This window comes from Micromonospora sp. DH13 (genome assembly GCF_020873825.1).
Taxonomy (GTDB): Bacteria; Actinomycetota; Actinomycetes; order Mycobacteriales; family Micromonosporaceae; genus Micromonospora; species Micromonospora haikouensis.
Genome location: NZ_JAHWGR010000004.1, coordinates 101,735 through 124,227, shown reverse-complemented (window position 1 = coordinate 124,227; position 22,493 = coordinate 101,735). Strand labels below are relative to the sequence as shown.

General features: G+C 71.8%; 22 protein-coding genes and 2 pseudogenes. 9 read left to right on the top strand and 15 right to left on the bottom strand.

Annotated elements, in window-relative coordinates; translation table 11 throughout:
- Positions 1 to 218: 218 nt before the first annotated feature.
- Positions 219 to 539 (bottom strand): helix-turn-helix domain-containing protein, encoded by a 321-nt coding sequence (locus LPA42_RS05340; protein WP_077935922.1) that lies wholly within the window; start codon positions 537 to 539, stop codon positions 219 to 221.
- 735 nt (positions 540 to 1,274) lie between these two features.
- Positions 1,275 to 2,480, bottom strand: a complete 1,206-nt coding sequence (locus tag LPA42_RS05335) for a glycosyltransferase (protein ID WP_077935921.1) — start codon at positions 2,478 to 2,480, stop codon at positions 1,275 to 1,277.
- Between the two features lie 227 nt (positions 2,481 to 2,707).
- Between LPA42_RS05335 and LPA42_RS34710 the strand changes: the two are divergent.
- Positions 2,708 to 3,046 (top strand): annotated as a pseudogene (locus tag LPA42_RS34710) (DDE-type integrase/transposase/recombinase); the annotation flags it as partial.
- A gap of 113 nt (positions 3,047 to 3,159) precedes the next feature.
- On the opposite strand, the gene LPA42_RS05330 reads toward LPA42_RS34710, so the two are convergent.
- On the bottom strand, positions 3,160 to 3,870 hold the full coding sequence (locus LPA42_RS05330) for a PBS lyase heat domain-containing protein repeat-containing protein (RefSeq protein WP_077935929.1): 711 nt from the start codon (positions 3,868 to 3,870) through the stop codon (positions 3,160 to 3,162).
- A gap of 225 nt (positions 3,871 to 4,095) precedes the next feature.
- On the opposite strand from LPA42_RS05330, the gene LPA42_RS05325 reads away from it, so the two are divergent.
- From LPA42_RS05325 to LPA42_RS05315, 3 genes are all read left to right on the top strand, one after another.
- Positions 4,096 to 4,902 carry an SAM-dependent methyltransferase gene (locus LPA42_RS05325; RefSeq protein WP_077935920.1) on the top strand — a complete coding sequence of 269 codons (807 nt, stop codon included), beginning with the start codon at positions 4,096 to 4,098 and terminating at the stop codon, positions 4,900 to 4,902.
- A complete protein-coding gene (locus LPA42_RS05320; protein ID WP_077935919.1) occupies positions 4,899 to 6,752 on the top strand; it encodes a bifunctional diguanylate cyclase/phosphodiesterase in 1,854 nt (617 codons plus the stop codon). Before LPA42_RS05325 ends, LPA42_RS05320 begins: the two co-directional genes overlap by 4 nt.
- Before the next feature lie 135 nt (positions 6,753 to 6,887).
- The gene (locus tag LPA42_RS05315; protein WP_077935918.1) at positions 6,888 to 7,151 is read left to right on the top strand and encodes a hypothetical protein; all 264 of its coding nucleotides are present in this window, start codon (positions 6,888 to 6,890) and stop codon (positions 7,149 to 7,151) included.
- A 253-nt stretch (positions 7,152 to 7,404) separates the two neighbouring features.
- Here the strand turns inward: LPA42_RS05315 and LPA42_RS05310 are convergent, their stop codons facing one another.
- The gene (locus LPA42_RS05310; RefSeq protein ID WP_228986371.1) at positions 7,405 to 7,980 is read right to left on the bottom strand and encodes a TetR/AcrR family transcriptional regulator; all 576 of its coding nucleotides are present in this window, start codon (positions 7,978 to 7,980) and stop codon (positions 7,405 to 7,407) included.
- Between the two features lie 101 nt (positions 7,981 to 8,081).
- Between LPA42_RS05310 and LPA42_RS05305 the strand changes: the two genes are divergently transcribed.
- From LPA42_RS05305 to LPA42_RS05290, 4 genes are all read left to right on the top strand, one after another.
- Complete coding sequence (locus LPA42_RS05305; RefSeq protein WP_077935917.1) at positions 8,082 to 8,960, top strand: aldo/keto reductase; 879 nt, start codon at positions 8,082 to 8,084, stop codon at positions 8,958 to 8,960.
- A 160-nt stretch (positions 8,961 to 9,120) separates the two neighbouring features.
- Complete coding sequence (locus LPA42_RS05300) at positions 9,121 to 9,978, top strand: MBL fold metallo-hydrolase (RefSeq protein WP_077935916.1); 858 nt, start codon at positions 9,121 to 9,123, stop codon at positions 9,976 to 9,978.
- Positions 9,979 to 9,980: 2 nt separating this feature from the next.
- Positions 9,981 to 10,490: a MarR family winged helix-turn-helix transcriptional regulator gene (locus tag LPA42_RS05295; protein ID WP_228986370.1), complete on the top strand. Its 510-nt coding sequence runs from the start codon at positions 9,981 to 9,983 to the stop codon at positions 10,488 to 10,490.
- Complete coding sequence (locus LPA42_RS05290) at positions 10,487 to 10,927, top strand: carboxymuconolactone decarboxylase family protein (protein WP_077935915.1); 441 nt, start codon at positions 10,487 to 10,489, stop codon at positions 10,925 to 10,927. Before LPA42_RS05295 ends, LPA42_RS05290 begins: the two co-directional genes overlap by 4 nt.
- A gap of 341 nt (positions 10,928 to 11,268) precedes the next feature.
- Here the strand turns inward: LPA42_RS05290 and LPA42_RS05285 are convergent.
- From LPA42_RS05285 to LPA42_RS05255, 7 genes and pseudogenes are all read right to left on the bottom strand, one after another.
- Positions 11,269 to 11,469 (bottom strand): annotated as a pseudogene (locus LPA42_RS05285) (DUF6244 family protein); the annotation flags it as partial.
- On the bottom strand, positions 11,463 to 11,729 hold the full coding sequence (locus LPA42_RS05280; protein ID WP_077935914.1) for a hypothetical protein: 267 nt from the start codon (positions 11,727 to 11,729) through the stop codon (positions 11,463 to 11,465). The gene LPA42_RS05280 and the pseudogene LPA42_RS05285, both read right to left, overlap by 7 nt.
- 5 nt (positions 11,730 to 11,734) lie before the next feature.
- Positions 11,735 to 12,349, bottom strand: a complete 615-nt coding sequence (locus LPA42_RS05275) for a superoxide dismutase (protein ID WP_074475095.1) — start codon at positions 12,347 to 12,349, stop codon at positions 11,735 to 11,737.
- Positions 12,350 to 12,688: 339 nt separating this feature from the next.
- Complete coding sequence (locus LPA42_RS05270) at positions 12,689 to 13,846, bottom strand: acyl-CoA dehydrogenase family protein (protein WP_077935913.1); 1,158 nt, start codon at positions 13,844 to 13,846, stop codon at positions 12,689 to 12,691.
- Positions 13,843 to 15,024 carry an MFS transporter gene (locus LPA42_RS05265; RefSeq protein WP_096761567.1) on the bottom strand — a complete coding sequence of 394 codons (1,182 nt, stop codon included), beginning with the start codon at positions 15,022 to 15,024 and terminating at the stop codon, positions 13,843 to 13,845. Before LPA42_RS05265 ends, LPA42_RS05270 begins: the two co-directional genes overlap by 4 nt.
- The gene (locus LPA42_RS05260) at positions 15,021 to 15,758 is read right to left on the bottom strand and encodes a bifunctional 2-polyprenyl-6-hydroxyphenol methylase/3-demethylubiquinol 3-O-methyltransferase UbiG (RefSeq protein WP_077935911.1); all 738 of its coding nucleotides are present in this window, start codon (positions 15,756 to 15,758) and stop codon (positions 15,021 to 15,023) included. Before LPA42_RS05260 ends, LPA42_RS05265 begins: the two co-directional genes overlap by 4 nt.
- Positions 15,759 to 15,825: 67 nt before the next feature.
- Entirely contained in the window at positions 15,826 to 16,836 is a 1,011-nt protein-coding gene (locus LPA42_RS05255; protein WP_158229370.1) for an enolase C-terminal domain-like protein, read from the bottom strand.
- Positions 16,837 to 16,934: 98 nt separating this feature from the next.
- Here LPA42_RS05255 and LPA42_RS05250 point away from each other — a divergent pair, with 98 nt between their 5' ends.
- The gene (locus LPA42_RS05250; RefSeq protein WP_077935909.1) at positions 16,935 to 17,672 is read left to right on the top strand and encodes a class I SAM-dependent methyltransferase; all 738 of its coding nucleotides are present in this window, start codon (positions 16,935 to 16,937) and stop codon (positions 17,670 to 17,672) included.
- Here LPA42_RS05250 and LPA42_RS34360 read toward each other — a convergent pair.
- Genes LPA42_RS34360 through LPA42_RS05230 form a run of 4 tightly spaced genes read right to left on the bottom strand, consistent with a single transcriptional unit; the run spans position 17,669 to position 22,492 of the window.
- Positions 17,669 to 18,892, bottom strand: a complete 1,224-nt coding sequence (locus LPA42_RS34360) for an ATP-grasp domain-containing protein (protein WP_077935908.1) — start codon at positions 18,890 to 18,892, stop codon at positions 17,669 to 17,671. The two genes, LPA42_RS05250 and LPA42_RS34360, sit on opposite strands and share 4 nt — an antisense overlap.
- Positions 18,889 to 19,686 carry an ABC transporter ATP-binding protein gene (locus LPA42_RS05240; protein WP_077935907.1) on the bottom strand — a complete coding sequence of 266 codons (798 nt, stop codon included), beginning with the start codon at positions 19,684 to 19,686 and terminating at the stop codon, positions 18,889 to 18,891. The genes LPA42_RS34360 and LPA42_RS05240 overlap by 4 nt, the downstream gene beginning before the upstream one ends.
- Positions 19,680 to 21,536: a dipeptide/oligopeptide/nickel ABC transporter permease/ATP-binding protein gene (locus tag LPA42_RS05235; protein WP_077935906.1), complete on the bottom strand. Its 1,857-nt coding sequence runs from the start codon at positions 21,534 to 21,536 to the stop codon at positions 19,680 to 19,682. The genes LPA42_RS05240 and LPA42_RS05235 overlap by 7 nt, the downstream gene beginning before the upstream one ends.
- On the bottom strand, positions 21,533 to 22,492 hold the full coding sequence (locus tag LPA42_RS05230; RefSeq protein ID WP_077935905.1) for an ABC transporter permease: 960 nt from the start codon (positions 22,490 to 22,492) through the stop codon (positions 21,533 to 21,535). Before LPA42_RS05230 ends, LPA42_RS05235 begins: the two co-directional genes overlap by 4 nt.
- Position 22,493 lies beyond the last annotated feature (1 nt).

Here is a 22,493-nt window from a genome sequence, read left to right as displayed (position 1 = left end):
ATCGGACGCTACCCGCCGCCGACCCGGCGTGCCCTGGCATGCCGGCCGACGTAGGACGGCGACGCCTCGGACCGCCGGTCACGCACAGCATCCCGGTCGCCGGCCGGGATGTGAGGAGGTGCGACGAGCGGGGGTGCCAGGACCGAGCGGGGACGGGAACCTTCGCCTGGCCGGCTGGCTCATCGCCCGCCGACCTCGCACGAAGGGTGTGGGGCTGGTCAGTCCTGTCGCCGCGGCCCCCGCTGCTGCTTCTCGTTCTGCCGGAGGGCTTCCTCGAGTTGGTCCTCCAGGATGATGATCCGGCAGGCGGCCTCCAGGGCGGTGCCCTGGTCGACCATTTCACGGGCCCGGGCGGCCAGACGCAGCTGGTAGCGGGAGTAGCGGCGGTGGCCGCCGCTGGAGCGGTGCGGGTTGATCAGTTTCGCCTCGTCCAGGCGACGCAGGAAGTCCTGCGTGGTGCCGAGCATCTCCGCGGCCTGACCGATGGTGTAGGCCGGAGTGTTCTCATCGCCGAACATGTCTTCGGGGGTTCGCCCCATGTCACCTCCACGTCGAGGGCCCCGGCGCTTGCGCGCCGGGGCCCAGGGTTACGGGTCAGAACACCATCTACCGACCGGAACGTCGGCTTGTCGTATCCGCACCAGCCGTCACTGACGGCTTCGGGTGCGAGGATCGCGTATGCGTGACCGGAGACCACCTCTCGTTCGATGGAAGCTGCGGTGTCCGCCGAGCCTGGAATGACGGCTGCCGGCGGGCGATCCAACGGTGTACGGCCCTCCCTTTCCTCTGCTGCTTCTTTCCCTTGCTGTCGTGCGGTCTGCCGGTGCCGGAGCCCACGCGACTTCATGGCCCCGACACGTGCGGCGGACATCAGCTGGAGCCCCGAAGAGAACCCTGGCCCCACCTGCGCCCGGCGTGCGTTCCGCCGGGACTGACGTGCTCCTACTGCCTACTGCATCTCGGGAGGGAACGGTGAAGCTTGTCCCCCTCCTCGCCGCCCGTCGTGACCTCACGGCCGGACAGCCCGTCTGCGTCTTGACGGATCTTTCCCCTCGACTCGAAGAAGAGTATGCCGGACCGACGAAGATGTCTAGGCTCCAAAGCCCAGATTTCCTGACCTCCAGCCATCAGGAAGGCTGGCTCGGCGCGAGACAGTTTCCGCCGGTCGGGAAACGGCGCGATCCAGCGGATGCGGCCGTCAGCGATTCAGTACGTCCCGCCGACGCGCCTGCAACAGGCGCGTCGGCCCCGCCAGAAGTGGACTGGCGCGGGCGTCAGAGGTCGAGGATGAGGTTCGCGGCCACCGCGGCGCCGTCCGGGCGGATGGTGGCGGCCGTCGCGGCGGCGCGGGACCGGGTCTCGGGCGACAGGGCCTGCCCGAGGGCGGCGGCCAGGGACTCGACGGTCGGAGACGGGCCGGAGTGGGCGGCGCCGATGCCCAGGGCAGCGACGCGGGCGGCGAAGTACGGCTGATCAGCCATCTGCGGAACCAACACCTGGGGTACGCCCGTCAACGCGGCCGTCGTCGTGGTGCCGGCGCCGCCATGGTGTACGACGGCGGCGCAGCGCCGGAACAGCGCCCGGTGGTTGACTTCGGCGACCACGCGGACATCGTCCGCGACGGCGGACGGGGTCAGGCCAGCCCAGCCGCGGGAGACTACGGCGCGACGGCCATGGGCGCGGATCGCGGCCAGGGCGACCTCCGCGGCGTGCTGCGGTGCGGGCATGCTGCCGAAGCCGACGTACACGGGCGGGTCGCCGGCGTCGAGGAACGCCCTCAGACCGGAGTCGAGCGGACGCGGGTCGGGGACCATCCAGGCGCCGGTCTGCACCACGTCGACGGGGTTCGCGCCGTCGGCTGGCCATGGGGCCAGGGTCGGGTCCGCGGCCAGCCACGGGTCCGCGGTGAAGACGTGGTCGCGGACGTTGTCGACCGGAGACAGGCCGATCGCCGCCCGTTCACGGTTGAGGGCGGCGCCGAAGACCGCGTTGTAGCCCTCGATCGCCAGCGCGTCGAGCTCCTTCCAGTCCGTGACGTCCGGCGGCAACGGCCGGGTCGGCGCTGACTGCGGGCGGTGGGCCGGCGACGGCAGGAAGATCGGGCAGTACGCGGCGTAGACATAACGGACGCCCAGCCGCTCCGCCACCGACTGCACGCTCGCCGTGACCGGGAATAGGCCCGTCGCCACCATGACATCGCAGCCCTCGGCGGCCGCTGGGAGCTCGGCGAACTGCTCGGCCATCAGCTCGGCGGCCTTGCGCGGCACGTCCGGCACCGTGGTCGGGGCCGGCCCGTGCACCATCTCGCGCACCGACTGGCCGATCGGCACCAACTCCACCCCGAACTGGTCCAGCCGCTCGGCGCAGTCCGGCGGGGCGCACACCCGCACGCCCGCGCCCGCCTCCCGCAGCGCGATCGCCAGCCCGACCAGCGGCTCGACATCGCCACGGCCACCGAATGTCGACAGCAATACCCGCATGCCGCAACCCCCATCTCCACGCGGATTCCAGTTACGGACAGCGATTCTGCGCGCACCCCCGGGCCTTGCCGCAAGCCCCCGGGTGCGGTATATGTTAGTTATGGCAGGGGGATGCGACTCCTTGCCGTTTTTGTTGCGCTTCTCCTTGCCGCGGCTTCCCCTGTCGCCAGGACGGGCCCTGCGATGCTCATGGGCGGGACAGTGCGCGGCACCGGCTGGTGTTCAAGCCGAACGCTTTATGGGTCACCGACATCACCCAGCAACACACCCAGGCCGGCTGGGTGTACTGCGGGGTCGTGCTGGACGCGTTTGCCCGCCGGGTCGTGGGCTGGTCGATCGCCGACCACTGTGCTCCGAGCTGGTCATCGACGCCCTGGACATGGCACAACCCGCCCAACACCAGCCCTCGGCCAGCTGAGCACCGTGCCAACGAGAACCGTCCCAGTCGATGCAGGAGGGCACGTCGGAGTCCTACGCGTCGGGTCACGGAACACCTCCACGGTGTCGAGTCCCGGGCCCGGCGTCGTCCCCCGGGAGCAGGAGTCCGGCCACCGCGTCCGCGGTAGCCGGGCGGGGCGGCCGTACCGCCGGGACAGGACGTCGTCCGACCGGACGTGGCGTGCCGTCGTGCCGGTACGCGACGACACCGCGGTGGCGGCCCGGGCGGTCCCCGGCGCTGTCAGAGCAGTCTCGCGAGTCGCTTCTTCTTCCTGTTTTCCCGGACGATCCAGGCCACGTCGCGGTCGTCGACGGCCGCCAGCGCCTGGAAGCGCGGCAGGCCGGCCGCCGGATCGGCGGCCACCGCGACACTCCAGCAGTAGCCCAACGCCTGGCGCAGCGCGCGGACGCCGTCGTCACGCCGCTGTTCGGCCGAGAGGCCGGCCAGTCCCGTGGTCGCCCGTTCGCACAGCGCGACGGCGCGGGCGGCGGCGTCCGGGGCGGTCAGCAGGCGCGGTTCGCACACGCCCGCGACCACCGCCCGCCGGAGCAACGGGTGCGGGCGGGCGGCCCAGGCCGTCGCGAGTTCGAGCAGGCGCGGCAGGTCGGCGTCGCCGAGCCGCTGCAACGCCAGGGCCACCGCCTCGCGCACCCGCCAACGGGCGTCGGTGGCATGGTCGCGTAAGCGCGCCTCGACGTCCGCGCGTGTCCGTGCGTCCGTGGCGGTGGCCAACAGCCGGCCGAGCCCGAGCACCCCGCAGAACACCAGGTACTCGTCGTCCGTGGAGATCAACCGATCGAACGAGGTCAGCTCGCCCTCGTCGGCGACGGCCTCGGCGAGTGCGATGTTGGCGCGTGGACCGGGCAGCCCCGAGTGCTCCCGGAGGAAGTCCGGCCAGCGCGCCGGATCGAACCCGCGCAGCTCGGCCCGGTACTGATCACGCCGGCCCACCACCGCAGCGTACCCCGCGTGACGTCCACGCCGGGCCGGTCCGGCCGGATCTCGGGGCGGTCCGGTCCCCGCGTGCCGGCACCGTGGCGTCGCGCAGTGGTTCGGCGCGGCGATCCCAGGCCGGGCGGCGGGCGGGCGGCGTGATTTCGGCGCGATCAAACGAATCGGTAAACTCCGATTACAGTGGCGGCGGCCACGTGAACGTGGTGGTGAGGAAGGGCGGCGATGGAACGGCCGGAGTGGGCGCCAGCAGATGTTGATCTGAGTCGGCCGAGCGTGGCGCGAGCCTACGACTACTGGCTCGGCGGCTCGCACAACTTCGAGGTCGACCGGGAGTTCGCCCGCCAGGCATTGGCGGCGGTGCCGGACCTCCGCCTGGTCGCGCGGGCTAACCGCGAGTTCCTGCACCGCGCGGTGCGGTTCATGCTCGACGAAGGGATTCGGCAGTTCCTGGACATCGGGTCGGGCATCCCGACGGTGGGCAACGTGCACGAGATCGCCCAGGAGGTGGATCCGGACACCCGGGTGGTCTATGTGGACATCGATCCGGTGGCGGTGACGCACAGCACGCACATCCTCGCCGGCCAGCCGAACGCGATCGCGCTGCTCGAAGACCTGCGCCACCCGGAGGCCATCCTGGGCCACCCGGAGGTCCGCCGGCTGCTGGATCTCGACCGGCCGGTCGGCCTGCTGCTCGTCTCGGTCGTGCACGCCGTCCCCGACCACGACGACCCGTACGGGCTGATCAAGCGGCTGTGGACGGCGCTGGCCCCGGGGAGTTGCGTGGCGATCAGCCACGTCACCACCGACAGCCGGCCGGACGAGATGGGCGAGGGCACCCGGCTCAGCGGCCGGACGAACACGCCGGTCACCGCCCGCACCCGCGCCGAGGTGGAGGACTTCTTCGCCGGCCTGGAACTGGTGGAACCCGGCGTGGTGTGGTCCCCTCTGTGGCGTCCCGAGTCGCGGACGGATGTCGGGGAGCACCCGGAGCGGATGAGTTTCTACGTCGGAGTCGGACGCCGCGGGTGAGCGGTCGGTCCGGCGCCGACGGCCTCGACGACGGGCGTCGCCCCGGCGTCGGGGAGTTCGTCACGGCGTGGGCTGGGGCCCTGCACCGGGCCCACTACGTGCCGATCAGCGCCGGGCGGCGGCGTCGCATCGTGACCGGGCTGGCGGACCGTCTGGTCAGCGCGGTCCTCGCCGATTCGGCCGAGCCCGGCGACGGCCGGCGGATCGGCGAGGATCTGGTGGCGGTCGGCTTCGGGTCGCCGGAAGCGCTCGGTGGGACAATCGCGGTCATCGGCTCGCGGTTCCTCGGTGAGCTGGGCCTCGCCGCCGACCCCACCCGCGCCGCCCGGCTGAACGGCCTGTTGGCCGAACTCGCGGCGGGCTTCGCGGCGGCCGCGCACGACCGCAGCCTGAGAGCCCAGGACACGGTCCGGCTGGCCGCGTTGGCCGCCCGCAACCAGGCCGAGGAGGCGCTCAGGGTCAGCGAGGCCAGGTTCCGCCGCTTCGCCACCCACGACCAGTTGACCGGGCTGCCCAACCTGACGTTGTTCACCGAGCGGTTGGGCCGGTTGTCCGCCGCCGACGAGCCGATCGACCGGGTCGGTGTCTGCTGCCTCGACGTCGACGACTTCGCGGCGGTCAACGACGTGCTTGGGCATCAGGTGGGCGACCTGCTGCTCCGCGAGATCGCCGGTCGGCTCGGCGCGCTCACCGACCGGCGGATCGACCTGGTGGCGCGGCTGGACAGCGACCGGTTCGCGATCCTGGTCCGCGACACCACCTGCGCCGAGGACACCGTCAAGATCGCCGATCAGGCGCTCGCCGCGCTCGCCGCCCCGTTCCGCGTCGACGGCACCGAGGTGCCCCTGACGGCGAGCGCGGGAGTGGCCGAGGGCGCCGTCGCCGACGGCGCCGCCGCGGCCCTGATGCGCGCCAGCGAGATCGCGCTGCACTGGGCCAAGGCGGACGGGAAGGCCACCCTGCGCCAGTTCGACCAGGATCGCAGCACCGCCGACGCCGCGCGTTACCGCCTGTCGGCGGCCATGCCGGCGGCGCTGCGCCGGGGCGAGTTCGTCGCCGCCTACCAGCCCATCGCCGCCCTGCGGTCCGGACGGCTGGCTGGGGTGGAAGCCCTGGCCCGCTGGCAGCATCCCCAGCTCGGCCTGCTGAGCGCCGCCCGGTTCATCGAGCTCGCCGAACGCACCGGCGCCGTGGTGGCGCTCGGCGGGCAGCTGCTGGAGCAGGCGTGTCGACAGGCCAGCCGTTGGCAGCGGATCCAACCCGGCCTGTACGTGAGCGTAAACGTGTCGGTGCGCCAGCTCCGCCAGAACGGCCTGGCCGGGGCGGTGGCGCAGATCCTCGACCGGACGGGGCTGCCGCCGCACCTGCTCCAGCTCGAAGTCACCGAGCAGGCCGTGATCGATCTGACCGGCGTGGTGACGGAGACCCTGGCGGCGCTGATGAAGATCGGCGTCCGGATCGTCATCGACGACTTCGGCATCGGCTATGCGAACCTGGCCAATCTCCGCTCCCTCCCCCTGCACGGCCTCAAACTCGACGCGAGCCTGACCCGTTCGTCGGCGCAGCCGGCCAGGCGGCCGGGGGCCCGCCGCCCCGGCACGGACGACGAGTTCCTCAGCACCGTCGTGTCGCTCGGGCACAAGCTCGGCCTCGTCGTGACCGCGGAGGGCATCGAGACCGCCCAGCAGGCCGACCGGCTGGCCGCGACCGGGTGCGACAACGGGCAGGGCTGGCACTTCGGCCGCCCGGTGCCGCCCGACGAGATCACCACCGGCATCGTGGCTCAGCAGCACCGCGACGCCGTGCCACCAGACACCGGGCTGCCGGCGTCTCCGGTCCAGCGGCGCTGACGTCGCCGGCGGAGCCCGGTTTCGCGCGCCCCTCGACAGGTGTTCGCAGCGCGTCTCCGCGTCGAGTCGCCAACCTGACAGCCGGCACTGAGCACAGGCACGATCATCGACCCGCCGAACGGAAGGAGCACCGACGTGCCCGCCTCAATCAAGCGCATCCGAGACAACTGGAAGGTGCAGTCCACCAAGAAGGACAAGGGATTGACCCTCACCGTGACTGTCACCGCCTACGACAACGGCATGGTCGAGGTCGACGGCGTGCCCATCAACGCCGCACCCGCCTACGACCAAGGGCACGGATGGCTGGTGGCCGCCGAGACGGTGGTGGCGACCCTCGTCGAGTTCCGTAAGGACGCGGTCAAGCGCCAGAAGGACAAGAGCAAGGGCACGCCCGGCTGACGTTCGCCCCGAGCCGTCCGCCGACGTGACCACGGCGCTGCGCCGCTACTCGCCATGCCCGAGGCCGCGTCGGCGGCCTGCGGACTCGCCGATCGGGTCAGGCTGCTGCTACGGCAGGCGTCCGCCGGCCCGGACCGGCGGTGTTTCCCTGCGCGCTCTCAGCCCTGCCGTCGCCGCCGCGGCAGCGCGCGGATCGCATCGCGGCGGAAGAGTGCGTCGCCTCTTCAGGCAGGTAGGCCATGGAGTAGACCCTTCAGGAGGGGTCGCGGGCGAGTAGGCCGTCGACGAGGAGTTGCAGCATCCGGCTGGCCTGGTCGATGTCGGCGGCGGTCAGCATGATGCCGGCCATGCTGGCGGACACGTCGGCCGGTTGGACGTCGGCACGCAGGCTGCCGTCGGATCGGCCGGCGTCGAGGATGGTGGCGATGGCGCCGTCGAGGTGTTCGCGGGTCTGGCCGGAGTTGATCGCACCGCTGGCGATCACCGCGCGTAGGGCTTCGGCCATGCCGTGTTTGGTGGCGACGAAGTCCTGGTAGCAGCGCATCCATTCGCGCATGGCATCGGCTGGCGGGTGGTCGGCCACCAGTTGCGCGGCGACGGCGCAGAGGTGGGTGAGTTCGCTGCGGTAGACCTCCTCCACCAAGGCTTCCCGGGACGGGAAGTTCCGGTAGAGCGTGCCGACGCCGACTCCCGCCTCGCGGGCGATGGTCTCGATCTTGACAGGGTCCGGACCGGTGGTGAGGGCGCGCTTGGCGGCCTCGATGATGCGCTGCCGGTTGCGCTGGGCGTCCCTGCGCGCGCCGGGGCGTCGCTCGATCTCGGAAACCATGATCACCTCATAAGCGGAATCGCTTCCGCTTCTGCTAGGGTCGAGCTGAGACAAGCGGAGCCGATTCCACTTGCGGTCATCGTATCGGGAGGTCCACCACCATGACCACATCGCAGGTGTACGCGCACGGAAAGCTGGGCGATCACGAGGTCCTGCGGGTCGGCTTCGGCGCCATGCAGCTGGAAGACGCCGACCCCGCGGATGCCGTCACGGTGCTGCGCCGCGCGGTCGAGCTTGGCGTCGACCACATCGACACGGCCCAGTTCTACGGCACAGTCAACGAACTGATCAGGACCGCTCTGCATCCGTACGCCGACAGCCTGCGGATCGTCACCAAGGTCGGCGCGGTGTCCCACCCGACCGAACGACTGGTCGCCGCCCAGCAGCCGGCGCAGCTACGGGCGTCGGTCGAGGAGAACCTGCGCACCCTCGGCACCGAACACCTCGCCGTGGTCAACCTTCGCCGGGCCGACGCGCCGCCGGGCATCACCGTCACCGGCGACCAGGTGGTCGACCTGGACAGCCAGCTCGCCGAGCTGATCGCCCTACGCGACGAGGGGAAGATCGGCGGCATTGGCCTGAGCCACGTCAGCCTCGCACAACTGCGGCAGGCCCTTCCGGCCGGCATCGTCTGCGTGCAGAACCTGCACAACGTCGTCACCCGTGGCCAGGAGGACGTGCTGACCGAATGCGCCGAACAGGGCATCGCCTGGGTGCCGTACTGCCCGCTCGGATCGGCCTTCGACTGGCTGCCCAGCGTTACCGACGACCCGGTGGTCATCGCGCACGCCCGACGCCTCGGCATCACCCCGGCCCAGGCCGGGCTGGCGTGGCTGCTCGGGCACAGCCGGGCCACACTGCTGATCCCCGGCACCCGCAACCTCGCGCACCTGGCCGACAACATCGCGGTCGCCCGGATCGGGCTGGACCAGGAAGCGACGACGGCCTTCGACGCGCTGGCCCAGGACACGACCGCCTGAGAGGAGAGCGGGAGCACGCACACCCAGCCCTTGAGGTGGTCGCCGGCGGCGCCGAGGCGCCAGGAGGGCGTCCACGCCAACCGGGACGCAGGACGAAGGCCGAATACTCTTGACTCGGATAGTCTTGACTCGGACGTTCTTGGATCGTACGGTTCCGAGTATGGTCATCTCACCTTCCGCGTACTGGACAGGCCGGCTGCCCGAGGCGAATCCGCCGGCGGACATGGCGCTGCACCGTCTGCCCACCGGCACCTATACGACGCGAGCGGTGTTCGCCGTGACCGGAGGGTCGGTACGGGACAAGCGGGATTTCGCGGCCACCGCCGTGCTCATCTCCCACCCGAAGGGCGACCTGCTCATCGACGCCGGGTTCGGCGAGCACGTGGCGGAGCACATCACGATGCTGGCGCGCATGGAGCGTGCTCCCTACCATCTCGGCCGGACCGCGGCGCAGCAGCTCGATGCGGCCGGCTATGACCGGTCCCGGCTCCTGGGCGTGCTCGTCACGCACGTGCACTGGGATCACGTCAGCGGCCTGGACTCCCTGCGGGTGCCGGTGTGGATCAACGAGGCCGAAATCCGCTACGGCGCCGACGACTCGCATGGCAGGGTGTTCCGCGCGGTGTCGCAAGGCCTGGAGATCCGGGAGTACGCCTTCGACGGCCCGGAGTATCTCGGCTTTCCGGCGAGCTTCGACTTCTACGGAGACGGCTCGGTGGTCGTGGCCCTCGCCGCAGGGCACACCTCGGGTTCCGTCGTCGTGTTCGTCACGCTGCCCACCGGGAAGCGTTATGCGTTCATCGGCGACCTCACCTGGCAGATGGACGGCATCTCCCGTGGTGCGCAACGCCCGTGGTTGATGCGCCGCGTCGCCGATGTCGACGCCAGGACCGTCCGGGTCGGCCTGCAGCGCAGCATCGCCCTCAGCCGCGTGTTGCAGGTCGTTCCGGCCCACGATGTCGCCGCCTACGACAGCATCCCGCTCCTGCCGTCCCGGTTCCCGGGCGTGACACTGTGACCATGCCTGCCGCACCCACCCCGGGCCGCCCCGAGCCGACGACCGACGACGCACCGCAGCGCCCCACTCTGGGACCGGGGCCCGACTCCGAGCTCACGTGGCTGCTCCACCGGGCGGCCCAGCGGATGCACGCACTCGTCGGCGCGGAAGCAGAACGCCACGGCCTGTCGCTGCGCGACCACATCGTCCTCAGCGCTCTGCACAAGACCGCCGATCTCACCCAGGTCGAACTCGGGCAAGCCCTCGGCATGGACAAGACGACTCTCACTGCGGAGATCGACCGGCTCGAGCGCATGGAACTCGTCTCACGGCGCGTCAACCCACGAGACCGGCGGGCCCGCATCATCGCCATCACCCCGAAGGGCGATGCGGCGCGCGCGGCGATCGCGGCCGGCGCCGAAGCTCGCGAGGCCGACGCGGTCCGGCCCATCCCGGCGGCCGAGGTCACACAGCTGCGACGGGCCCTCTACCTCATCATCGGCTCAGCCGAAGACCCGGGATCGTGCATATGAACGCTTCCGACAACGTGGCCGACCGCATCACCGCCGGCCGCGCCGTGTACGCCCGCAACCTCGGCGTCCCCGAGGACGAAGCCGAGAGCATGCTCGCGGCGCGAGCCGGCGCACAGTACGCCCGGGAGGCCTTCCTCGCGGCCGGCGGACCCGGATGGTCCGGAACGGAACTGACCGACCGCGACCGCAGCGTCGCCGTCATCGCCGCCCTCGTCGGCCAACACGTCGTCGATGCCCGGCTGATCACCTACCTGAACGCCGCACGCGCCGCCGGCGTCACCGAAGAGGGCCTGGCTGAGTTGATGGTGCTGCTGACCGCCTACCTCGGCCAGCCGGCGGCATCGGTCGCCATGGCCACCGTCCTGAGCACGGCGCCGCTTGCTGTCCTACCCGGAGCCTCGCCCTCATCGATCAGCGACCCCACTGACCCGGCCTGACCTACAAGATCAGACCGGAAACAGCTCATCAGATGAAGCTGAGGGCAAGCCCTGGTCGAGGGCTCCGGTGTGAAGTTCTGCTTGGTCGCTGAACCAACTACCGGAGACCGCTACCAGTAGCGACTACCGCCACGCCGTCAACCGCGCCAAACAGGCCCACTACCAGCGAAGACACCGAATCCACCAGCTACGGCTGGAGTATTAGGCGGCGGCGCGGGGAGGCTACCCGCCCGGCAGTGGCGAGGTTGGTGTGGACGGCCGGATGTTCGGGGCCGCGGGTTCCCGGACAGGCCGAAGGAGTCCTCGCAGACTGCGACCATGCCGGTGACCGCCAGCCCTCGTCAGTTTCCCGACGACCCCAACTGCCGCGCCTGCGCGATCGCCGCTTCGACGGCCTGCCGGGCGCTGGTGGTACGCGCGACGACCAGTACCAGAACCTGCTTGATACCGTCCAGGGCCTGCAGCAACGGACCGGGCTGCCCGCCCTGCAGGACCATGGCGACCATGGGTCGCCGAGGTGAAACCGCCAGCCCGGTCATGCTGTAGCCGGCGGGTTCCCTGCACTGGCGGCCACGAGCAGGGACAGTTCGCGGACCAGATCGTCCATGGCTTGGCCACTCTGGGCGCGGACCAATCCGAGTGCGAGGTCGGCCAGCAGGTAGAAGCCGAGGGTGCGGGCCTGCTCGCTGGGGAACGCGGCGAGCAGTTCCTCGGCGCCGACGAGGTCACCGCGGTGCTTGGCCGCGATGACTCCGGCGGCGCGTTGGAGCAGCTCCGCTGCCGTGGGGGTGGCTTCACTCACCCGGGTCAGACCTTCGGACTCGTGGCGCGGGCGGCGTCGAAGCGGGCGATCACGTCCGACCAGTTGACCAGGTTCCACAGCCGGTCGACGTAGTCGGGGCGCACATTCTTGTACTGCAGGTAGTAGGCGTGCTCCCAGGCGTCGAAGACCAGCAGCGGCGTGGAGCCCTGGCCGACGTTGCCGTGGTGGTCGTAGACCTGCTCGACGATGAGTCGCTGCCCGAGCGGCTCCCAGGCCAGCACACCCCAGCCGGAGCCCTGCACGCTCTTGGTCGCCGCGGACAGTTGCCCGGCGAACGCGTCGAAGGAACCGAAGTGCTCGTCGATCGCCGCCGCCAGTTCGCCATCGGGCCGGTCGCCGCCGTCCGGGGACAGGTTGCCCCAGAAGATGGTGTGCAGCACGTGGCCGGACAGGTTGAACGCGAACGTCTTCTCCAGCCCGACCAGGGTGCCGAAGTCGCCCTTGGCGCGGGCCTCGGCGAGCTGTTCGAGGCCATCGTTGGCACCCTTGACGTACGCGGCGTGGTGCTTGCTGTGGTGCAGCTCAAGGATCTGTCCGGACATGGCCGGCTCCAGCGCACCGTAGTCGTAGGGCATGTCGGGCAGGGTGTAGACCGCCATCAGGATCCCCTCCGGTAGTACTGCCATAACTTCGCTGTTGCCACTATCTTGCAACAAGACGGCGGCTGTCGTGGGGAGTGGGGGCACCCTCGTGCGTTTCTTGCAACACAAGTTCGATCACCTTCACGGCCTCGCCCAGTAGCGCTCGGTGGCGAATCGGCTCGGGACGGATCATCAGGGTTTACAGCTGTTCGTGATGACCTCAATGTGGGACACCACGGCTTCCTCGTCCTCGACGCCCACGCGGAACATATCGATGACCAGGTCTGGACGCCCCGCGCCGACACGGCGCCGCACCGCGATCTGCTCTGTCGGGCCGCAGCCGGATGCCGGGGGCGGTCAGCTGTATGCCGTCATGCGTGGATACCGCCCGGTGAGGAGGTGGTCGCCGAGTTCCTGGGCCTTGTATGCGACGGGATCGTGCAGGGTGAGCGTGCGGGCGTCGCGCCAGAACCGGTCGAGGCCGGTGGCGCGGGCCGTTGCGCGCGCGCCGGTGAACTCGAAGATCCGGCTCGTCGCCTCCGTGGCCAGCCGGCTGGAAACGACCTTCGCGGCGGAGACGGTCAGTGCCGCCCGGCCGCGTTCGGTCGGGGTCAGGGCGGGGCCGCGGGTGTCGGCCTCGGTGAGGGCGCGGGTCGCCTGGTCGGCCAGGAGACGGGCCGCATCCAGGGTCGCGGCGAGCTCTCCGTAGCCCGCGAGCACGTGCGGGTCGTCGACGGCCCGCACGACTCCGCTCGCGGGCCAGGGGCGCGAACGATCGCGGGTGTATCTGGCGGCCTCGTCGATCGCGCCGGCAGTGATGCCGACGAGGACCTGCGCGAGGACTGCCTGGAAGGCCAGCGACACCAGGGACAGGCGTAGGTGGCGAGGGCTGGACTCGTCTTCGGCTGCCGGGAAGGTGCCCAGCACGTCGCCCTGGCTGACCCGGACGTCGTCGAAGGCGACGCTGCCGCTCGCCGTCAGGCGTTGGCCCAGGTTGTCCCAGTCCGGAGGGTGCGAGAGGCCGCCACCAGCGCGGTGCATGACGACGACGAGGCGGGCCGTGTGGTCCTCGCGCATCGCGCTGACAAGCAGGCGGTCGGCGACGGCGCAGCCGGTGGCGAACGCGCCGCGGCCCGAGACGCGGAGCCCGTCGCTGGTCGTGGTGGCCGTGATGGTGTCGCGTGGGTTGCTGACCGCGGCTACGAACACCCGGCCGGTGGCGGCCTCCTGGCGTAGCGAGGTCGCCAGCTCGGCGTTGTCGTAGAGCGTGGCCCGCCACAGGTGCAGGTAGTGGTAGCCGAGGAGGTGACCGATCGAGGCGTCGACGGCCGCCACGATCCGGGTCACGGCGTGTGTGGTGGGGTGGTCGTCGGGGTCGAGGGCGAGTAGGCCGCTGTCGCGCAGCAGGTCGATCTCGGCGTCCGGGGGCTGGTTGGCGTGGTCCCGCTCGACGGCGTCCGCGCGGAGCCGCTCGGCGACGGTGTGGGCGGTGGTGATCGCTTCTGCCGGGTTCATGACACCCCTGTCGGTTCGGGTGCGGGGCGGCGGAGCATCCGGTCCGCGAGGATCACGACCGGTGGCAGCAGCAGGCACTGGGCGGCGATGGCCAGCCAGAAGCCGGCGAGGTTCCCGGCGGACTCGAACAGCTGGTAGAGGCCCCCGCCCGCGAGGCCGCTGAGGAACGCGCCGCCGCCTTCGGCGAGCCGCTGCTGGCCGAAGACGACCGTGGGGGATCTGTCGGTGCGGGCGAGCGCTTCGAGGGTGTTCTTGAGGAAGAGCACGGAGTTGCCCGCGCCGATGGCGAGGACGCCGGCGGCGATCGCGATCTCGTTGCCTCCGGTGAAGGCGAGCATGCCGACGGCCAGGCCACCGAAGCCGAGGGCCATCGCGTGCGGGTACCGCATCCGCTCGACCCGCTGGGAGATCAGCGGCTGGATCACGGCCAGGATCAGCGAGTACGCCATCATGGCCGCCCCGTAGAACACGGCCAGCACCCGGCCCTCGGCGTACGACGACAGGTACTGGTAGAAGTGCATGTGCAGGTAGAGGGTCAGGGCGGTCACGGCGAACGGCAGCACCGCGATTCCGTGCAGGGCGCGGCGCAGCGGCTCGACCACCTCGTGGTCGGCTCGCCGTTCCCGGGGCAGGAGTGCGTGCCCGATCGTCATCGCCAGGTGCAGCACGGTGGCGACGGCGAACATCACGGTCGGGTCGTGGATGAACAGCGCGCCCGCCACCGGCCCGAGGGCGATGCCGACGTTGCCCGTGGCATAGCTCGCGGAGACCAGCCGTGGCCGCTCGTCCGGGGTCGCGCCGAGCACGGTGTAGCCCCGCACGCTGGGCGAGTAGACCGCCGAGGCCGCCGAGCGCAGGAACAGCGCGGCGATCGTCAGCGCCGGCCACGCGCCGCCGGCGAGGAAGCCCAGCGAGCCGAGCGTCTGCAGCACCATCGCGGCGAGCAGGCACCGTTGGAGGCCGAGTCGCTCGGCGAGGGCCGCGCCCGGCAGCCCGCCGGCGAACTGCACGAACGTGGCGAGCCCGAGGATGACACCCACCTGGTCCATGCCCAGGTTCATCCGGTCGCGGAGCAGGACCGCCAGGTACGGGTACACCGAGAAGTTGATCAGGTTGACGAGGAACCCGCTGCCGAGCAGCGCGAGTTGCACCCGGGTGAACCGGCGGATGCCGGTCACGCCTTGGTTCCCCGGACGATCAGCCTGGTGGCCGCGCCGTCGTACGGTCCGCCGTCGAAGTCGCCGAAGCACTCGACCTGTTCGAACCCGGCCTGCGCGACCATGTCCGTCAGCTCCGCTGCGCTGTAGACCCAGCAGGTGAGCGAGGTGTGCTGGGCGCGGTCGCCGCGGACCAGCGTCCAGTCGGTGCGGTACCGGGTCCAGTCGTCGAGGATCGTGTCGCGCATGACCACCATGCCGCCGGGCACGTCGACGATCTTCGGCGGCCCCACCCAGGAGGCGTAGACCTCCTTGCTCAACAGGTCGACGATCAGCGTTCCACCGGGCACCAGGCAGCGGTACGCGTTGCGCAGGACCTGGAGGTTGTCGTCGTGCTCGTCGAAGTACCCGAAGGACGTGTACATGTTCACCACGACGTCGAACGCGTCCGGCGACACGTACTCGCGCACGTCCGCGCGGACGAACGACGGCCCGGACCCGGTACCGGCCGCCTCGGCTTCGGCGCGGTCGAGCAGCTCGCGGTGGAGGTCCACGCCGGTCACCCGGTGGCCCTGACGCGCCAGCGGCACCGCGAAGAAGCCGACGCCACAGCCCTGGTCGAGCACGCGGCTTCCGGGCGGGAACGCCAACAGCGGCGAGGTGGCCACCAGCTCGGCGGCGTGCCGGGCCCGTTCGGCGGAGAAGAGCACGTCCGAGAAGCCGGACCACAGGGACAGATCCTCGTACCAGCTCACCGTGGCCTCCCATCGCGCGGCGCCCCGCGTCCTGTCGACATGTCGTATCGATGACCGGGAAAGTTCCTCACGACGGCACGACGCCCAGTCCGGGTGCGTCGCCCAGGACGATCCGGCCGCCTTCGAGACCGAGGCCCCGGAAGGGTGGTTCCCGCAGGTACAGGTGGCCGTCGAGGTCGATGTGGTCGGCCAGCGGTGCGAGCTGCGCGGCCTGGCTGATGGCCAGCTCCGACTCGCACATGCAGCTGATCATGGTGCCGAGCCCGGCCCGCCGGCCGGCCTGCATCACCCGCCGGGCGCCGCGGATCCCGCCGGCCTTGCACAGCTTCACGACGAAACCGTCGGCGTACGACCGGGCGGCCTGGACGCTCGCCTCGTCGGTGCAGCCCTCGTCGAGGAAGACCGGCAGCCGGTCGGGCACCTCCCGGTAGCGGTGGTAGTCGTCGATCGCGGTCACCGGGAACGGCTGCTCGATCAGTTGGATGCCGAGCCGCCGCAGGTGGGGGGTGAGCGCGCGGGCGGTGTCGAGGTCCCACGCCTCGTTGGCGTCGATGCGGACCGGCAGCGGGGTGACCGCCCGGATCGCTTCGAGGGATGCGATGTCGCCGGGGCCGCCGACCTTCACCTTGAAGGCGCCCACCGCCGGCGCGTTGCGGACCGCGTTCGCCGCCGCTTCGGGTCCTGCCATGGAGATCGTGTAGACGGTCGGTCCGAGCGCTCGGGCCGCGCCGGACAGCTTCCAGGTCGGCTGACCGGCGGCTTTGCCGATCCAGTCGTGCACGGCGCCGTCGAGTGCCATCCGGGCACCTGCGGGCGCGTCCCACCGACCGATCCGGTCGAGGACGTCCTCCGGGTCCCGCAGGTCCCGTCCGAGCACCGCCACCGCGTCGGCGTCGATTGCCGCCACGACGTCGTCGGCGGTGACGCCGTCGTACCCGGTCGGTGTGCCTTCGCCGTAGGCGGTGATCCCGTCGTGCGTCAGGGTGACCATGCAGGTCCCGACGGAGTCGATCTCGCCCCGGGAGCTGCGCACCACCTCGATGAGCCGCAGTGTCTCGCGGCGGACGGACAGTTCCATGGGCGAGTCCTCCCGATTGTGCGGCTTGCCGGAACCAGCGCAGGCCCGGCGACGACTATCAGACGCGGCGGACATCAACGGCGGCGAATGGAGTGGTGATGGAGTGGTTCGAGGACGAGGCGTTGTGGACCGGGTTCGCGGAGGTGATGTTCTCCGCCGGGCGTGCCGCCGAGGCCGAGGCGCGGGTGTCGACGTCTCCGCTGCTGCGCCTGCCCGCCGGGGCCGCCGTGCTGGATCTGGGGTGCGGGCCGGGGACGTACACGATTCCGCTGGCCCGCCGGGGCGCGGCGGTCACCGGCGTGGACCTCAGCGCGGCGCTGCTCGACCGGGCCGCGACGGCCGCGTCCGCCGCCGGTGTCGGCATCCGGCTCGTCCGGGCCGACATGCGTGAGTTCGTCGAGCCGGACCGGTACGACCTTGCGATCAGCATGTACACGTCGTTCGGGTTGTTCGCCGACCACGACCAGAACATGCGAGTGCTGCGCAACGTGCTGACCAGCCTCAAGCCCGGCGGTCGGGCGCTCATCGACCTGTACGGCAAGGAGATCGCGGCCCGCGACGGCCTCGCCCCGAAGATCGTCGACGTCGACGGTGGCACGCTCGTCGTGCGCGGCACGGTCCTCGCCGGCTGGACCCGGTTCCGGGACGACTTCCTCCTGGTCCGGGGCGGTCAGGCGCGCACGGCCGTCGTCGAGCACGCGCTCTACAGCGCCGCCGAGCTCAAGGGGATGCTCCGCGAGGCGGGCTTCGCCGACGTGGACTGCTTCGGCGGCTTCGACGGGGAGCCGTACGACAACCACGCCCGGCGGCTGATCGTGCGCGGCCGACGCGGCTAGCACGACTGGCGGGTGCGGACGTGGACCGCGCCCGCCGCGGCGACGGCACGGTGCGTGGCGATCTCGGCGGTCGGTCCTTCGGCGAGCACGATGCCGGCGTAGCCACGCCCGTCGGCGACGTGCGCGATGTGGGCGCCGATGGCTTTGGTCGGATACCAGCGCGGTTGTCCCGGATAGCGGTGCAGGTCGTCGGTCCCGTGCACGGCGACGAGTTCACCGGCCTGCTGCGGGTAGGCCAGGACGAACGCCACCGCGGGGCCTCCGGGCAGGGCCGCGTCGAGCAGGCGGGGGCGGCGGCCGAGCGCGAGGTCGACGAGGCCGGCGTAGACGTTGACGCCGAGCGCGCGGCACATCGCCTCGCCGACCAGCGCGCCGCCGATGCGGGGGTTCACCTCGATCAGCTGCGGCCCGTCGATGGTCATGGCGATCTCGATGTGCGCGAACCGGTCGGTGTAACCGAGGGCCGCCAGCACCGCGCCAGCCCACGCCTCGATCTCGCGGAGCTCGTCGGGTGGCAGCGCCACGGGGAACGCGGTCACGTCCTCCCGGAACCACGGCTGGGCCGACATGAGCCGGCTCGACAGTCCCAGCAGCCTGGTCTGCCCGGCCCAGGTCACGGTCTCGGCGCTGTAGACGGGCCCGGGCAGGAACGGCTCGGCGAACAGGCTCCCGAACAGCGCCGTGTCCGCGGCCTCGCGGCGGAGGCGGGCGAGGTCGTCGGCGTCGCGGACGAGCCACACGTTCGCGCTGCTGGTGCCGGCGGTGTCCTTGACGACAGCGGGCATCCCGACCGCCGAGGCGAGCCGGTCGAGGCTCACCGTGGCCACGTCGTCCACGGGGAAGGGCACGACCCGGCTCAGGCCGCTGCGGTGCAGCAGGTCGCGGACGCGCGCCTTGTCGCGGGCCAGCCGGATGACCGCCGGGTCGATGCCGGGCAGGCCGAACTCGGCGGCGAGTTCGGCGCCGGTCACTCCCCAGGTGTCCGTCGAGCTGATCAGGCCGCGCAGGTCGCCGATCGCGCGCAGGGCTCTGGTGACCTCCCGGCGGTCGTGCGTGTCGACCGGTATCACGTCGATCGTGCCCGGCGGCAGCGTGGCCAGCTCGTGGAGGTAGAGCGGCTCGACACCGGTCAGCAGCGCCAGCCGCTCACCGCAGGAGTGGGCGGCCCTGGCGAGGTGGGCGAGGCCGAAGGAGAGCATCTCGATGCACGCGATGGTCACGATGGATAGGTCGGGCGGGTGGGGCCCAGGGTTCCCGCCGATCGACGTCCATCGTTGATTCCGAGCGCGAGCAGGGTCTTTGTGTACGGATGTGCGGGCTGGTCGGTGACCTGCCCGGTCGGGCCCTGCTCGACGATCCGACCGCCCCTCATGACCGCGATCCGGTCGGCGAGCTGCGCGACGACCGCGAGGTCGTGGGTGATGAACAGGCAACCGAACTCAAGCTGGTCCCGCAGGTCGCAGAGCAGGTTGAGGACCTTCGCCTGCACCGACACGTCGAGGGCGGTGACCGGCTCGTCGCAGATCAGCAGCCGCGGTTGCAGCGCCAGCGCGCGGGCGATCGCCACCCGCTGCTGCTGCCCTCCGGAGAGTTGCCCGGGTCGGCGGTCACCCAGCGCGGGATCGAGCCCGACGAGGTCCAGCAGCTCGTCCACGCGCGCGGACCGGGACCGCGCGTCACCGATCCGGTGGATCTGCAGCGGCTCGGTGATCGCCTGCCGGATCGTCTGCCGAGGGCTGAGCGTCAGGAAGGGATCCTGGAACACCATCTGGATCTGACGACGGTGCGCCCGCAACGCCCGGCCCCGCAACGCGTGCACGTCGACGCCCGCGAGGTGAACCGTCCCGGTGCGGGGGCGGTGCAGGCCGGTGACGACCCGCGCCAGCGTCGTCTTGCCGCAGCCGGACTCGCCGACCAGCCCGACGATCTCACCGGCCGCCACCCGCAGCGTGACGTCCTCGACCACCGTCCCGACGGCACCGTAGCCGGCGCTCACCCGATCGACTGCTAGCACGAGCCCTCCCTGGTCGGCGGGTGCAGGCACGCCGACCGGTGCGCGGTCGCCGGAAGCAGCGGTTGCAGGGCCGGGGGCTCGTGGTCGCAGCTGTCCTGGCGTAGCGGGCACCGGGGCGCGAAGCCGCAGCCGGCGAGGTCGTCCGGGCCGCCTCCGGCGAGGCCCGGCATGGTGCGGAACCGGGTGCCCGGCGCCGTCCTGGGACGGGGCACGGCGTCCAGCAGCCCGCGCGTGTAGGGATGGTCCGGCTCGTCGATCAGGTCAGTGGCCGGGCCCGATTCCACGATCCGGCCGCCGTACACGACGGCCACGGTGTCGGCGACCCGCGACACCACCGCCAGGTCGTGACTGACGATGATCATCGCCATGCCCAGCTCGTCGCGCAGCCGCGCCAGCAGGTCGAGCAGCTGCGCCTGCACGGTCGCGTCGAGGGCGGACGTCGGCTCGTCGGCGACCAGCAGCTCCGGCTCACCGGCGAGCGCGATGGCGATCTGCGCCCGCTGACGCATGCCGCCGGACAGCTGGTGCGGGAACTGACGGGCGACCGCCAGCGGATCCGGCAGACCGGCCAGCCGCAGCAGCTCCCCGCTGACCCGGCGGGTCGCGGCCCGCCGTCCGCCCCGGCCGGCGTTGCGGACGGCCTCGTCGACATGCGCGCCGATGGTCCGCAACGGGTTGAGGAACGCGCCGCTGTCCTGGAAGACCACGCCGACCCTGCGGCCGTTGATCCGGCGCCGCTCGCCCGGGGCGAGACCGATCAGCTCGTGGGTGTCCAGCAGCGCGGAGCCGGTCACCGCCGCGCTCGGGTCGAGCAGCCCGAACGGCGCGAGAGCGGCCGTGGTCTTGCCGCTGCCGGTCTCGCCGACGAACGCGAGCACCTGCCCGCGCCGCACCTCGTAGGACATCCCGGCGACGACGCGCCGGGAAGCGCTGCCGTCGGGGTACGTGACGGACAGGTCCCGCACCCGCAGCACGGTGCCCGGATCGGGGGACGGCACCGACCGGGTGGCGCGGCGGATCCGTCCCGGGCGGACCAGGCGGATGATCGACGGTCGTTCCGCACCGGCCGCGAGCCGTTCGCCGAGCAGGTTGCTGGCGAACACCACGGCCGTGATCGCGACACCGGGCGGATAGGCCAGCCACCACGCGGAGGCCAGGAACGGCCGCCCCTCGATGAGCATCTGGCCCCACTCCGCGGACGGCGGGGCGACCCCGAGGCCGAGGAAACTCAGCGTGGCGACGGCGAGCACGACGGTGCCGACGTCGGTGCTGGCGTAGACCAGGCAGGGCCCGAGCGCCAACGGCAGCAGGTGCCGGCCGACGATCCGGCCGTGACCGGCGCCGAGCAGGCGCAGGGCGTCCAGGTGCGGGCTGCCGCGCAGGCTGGCGACGCGGGCCCGCGCGATCCGGGCGTACGGCGCCCACGACCACAGCGCGAGCGCGAGGATCAGGTTGTCCACGCCGGGGCCGCGTACTCCGATCACCGCGAGCGCCACCAGCATCCCCGGCAGTGACACGACCACGTCGATCACCCGGGAGACCACGCGGTCGACCCATCCGCCCGCGTAGCCGGCCACGGTGCCGACGACCGCACCGGCGGTCAGTGAGATGGCCAGCACCGCCGCCGTGATCGCCAGGGAGATCTGCGCGCCGTAGAGCAGCCGGCTGAGCTGGTCGCGGCCGAGCTGGTCGGTGCCGAGAAGGTGCTCGGCAGACGGCGACGCCAGACCGGCCGCGAGGTCGTTGGTGGTGGGGTCTGCCGGGGCGATCAGCGGCGCCAGCAGTCCCGCCACCGCGAACACGACCAGCGGCACCGCGACCAGCGTCGTCCGCGCCCTGCCGCGGTTCACGACGAGCTCCGGCGGGCGCGTGGGTCGATGAGGCCGTGCAGGACGTCGGCGCACCGGTTGGCCAGGATGAACCCGCCGCCCATGACGAGCACGGCGGCCTGCAGCGCCGGCACGTCCCGCGCCCCGGCCGCCTGCACGAAGTAGGCCCCGAGGCCGGGCCAGCCGAAGATCTTCTCCACCACGACGGTGGCGACCAGGAGGCTGCCGATGCCGAACCCCGCCACGGACAGGATCGGCCCGGCCGCGTTGGGCAGGCCGTCCCGGAGCACGATCGACAGCGGGCTGCTCCCCCGCGCCTGCGCCGCGCGCACGTACGGCCGGCCCAGCGCCTCACGCAGCGTGACCGCGACGACCCGGCTGAGCACACCGGCCGCCGGCAGACCGAGCACCGCCATCGGCATGAGCCACGTCCGCGGGCCCGCCATTCCCGACGTCGGCACCAGGTGCAGACGCAGCGCCAGGAACAGCACCAGCAGGTAGCTCAGCCAGAACGCCGGCACCGACGTGACCAGCAGCGCGCCGATTCGTAGGGCACCACGCAGCGGCCCTCGCGGCAGCACCGCCCCGGCGACGCCGACCGCCAACCCGACCACGAGCGCCACCGTCGCGGAGCCGGCGACCAGCCCGAACGTGACCCCCAGCCGGTCGGCGACCTCGGGTCCCACCGGCGTGTTCGTCCGCAGCGACAGCCCGAAGTCGCCGGTGCACGCGTCGGCGAGCCACCTCAGGTACCGCACCGGGGCGGGGTCGTCGAGGCCGAGCTCGACGCGGACCGCCTCGATCTGCTCGGGCGTGGCCGGTCGTCCGGCCCGGGTCGCCGCGAGCACCGCCGCCGGGTCGCCACGGGCGAGCAGGACCAGCGCGAACGTGCCGACCGACATGGCCAGCAGCACCCCGACCGTGTCGGCGGCCCAACGCGCGACGTACCCACCGGCGGCGACCAGGCGATCGGGCACC

Bases quoted from the DNA above. Each gene is read 5' to 3' on its own strand.
- LPA42_RS05340 (WP_077935922.1), bottom strand. From the start codon at position 539: ATGGGGCGAACCCCCGAAGACATGTTCGGCGATGAGAACACTCCGGCC.
- LPA42_RS05335 (WP_077935921.1), bottom strand. From the start codon at position 2,480: ATGCGGGTATTGCTGTCGACATTCGGTGGCCGTGGCGATGTCGAGCCG.
- LPA42_RS05325 (WP_077935920.1), top strand. From the start codon at position 4,096: ATGGAACGGCCGGAGTGGGCGCCAGCAGATGTTGATCTGAGTCGGCCG.
- LPA42_RS05310 (WP_228986371.1), bottom strand. From the start codon at position 7,980: ATGGTTTCCGAGATCGAGCGACGCCCCGGCGCGCGCAGGGACGCCCAG.
- LPA42_RS05305 (WP_077935917.1), top strand. From the start codon at position 8,082: ATGACCACATCGCAGGTGTACGCGCACGGAAAGCTGGGCGATCACGAG.
- LPA42_RS05300 (WP_077935916.1), top strand. From the start codon at position 9,121: ATGGTCATCTCACCTTCCGCGTACTGGACAGGCCGGCTGCCCGAGGCG.
- LPA42_RS05295 (WP_228986370.1), top strand. From the start codon at position 9,981: ATGCCTGCCGCACCCACCCCGGGCCGCCCCGAGCCGACGACCGACGAC.
- LPA42_RS05290 (WP_077935915.1), top strand. From the start codon at position 10,487: ATGAACGCTTCCGACAACGTGGCCGACCGCATCACCGCCGGCCGCGCC.
- LPA42_RS05275 (WP_074475095.1), bottom strand. From the start codon at position 12,349: ATGGCGGTCTACACCCTGCCCGACATGCCCTACGACTACGGTGCGCTG.
- LPA42_RS05270 (WP_077935913.1), bottom strand. From the start codon at position 13,846: ATGAACCCGGCAGAAGCGATCACCACCGCCCACACCGTCGCCGAGCGG.
- LPA42_RS05255 (WP_158229370.1), bottom strand. From the start codon at position 16,836: ATGGAACTGTCCGTCCGCCGCGAGACACTGCGGCTCATCGAGGTGGTG.
- LPA42_RS05250 (WP_077935909.1), top strand. From the start codon at position 16,935: ATGGAGTGGTTCGAGGACGAGGCGTTGTGGACCGGGTTCGCGGAGGTG.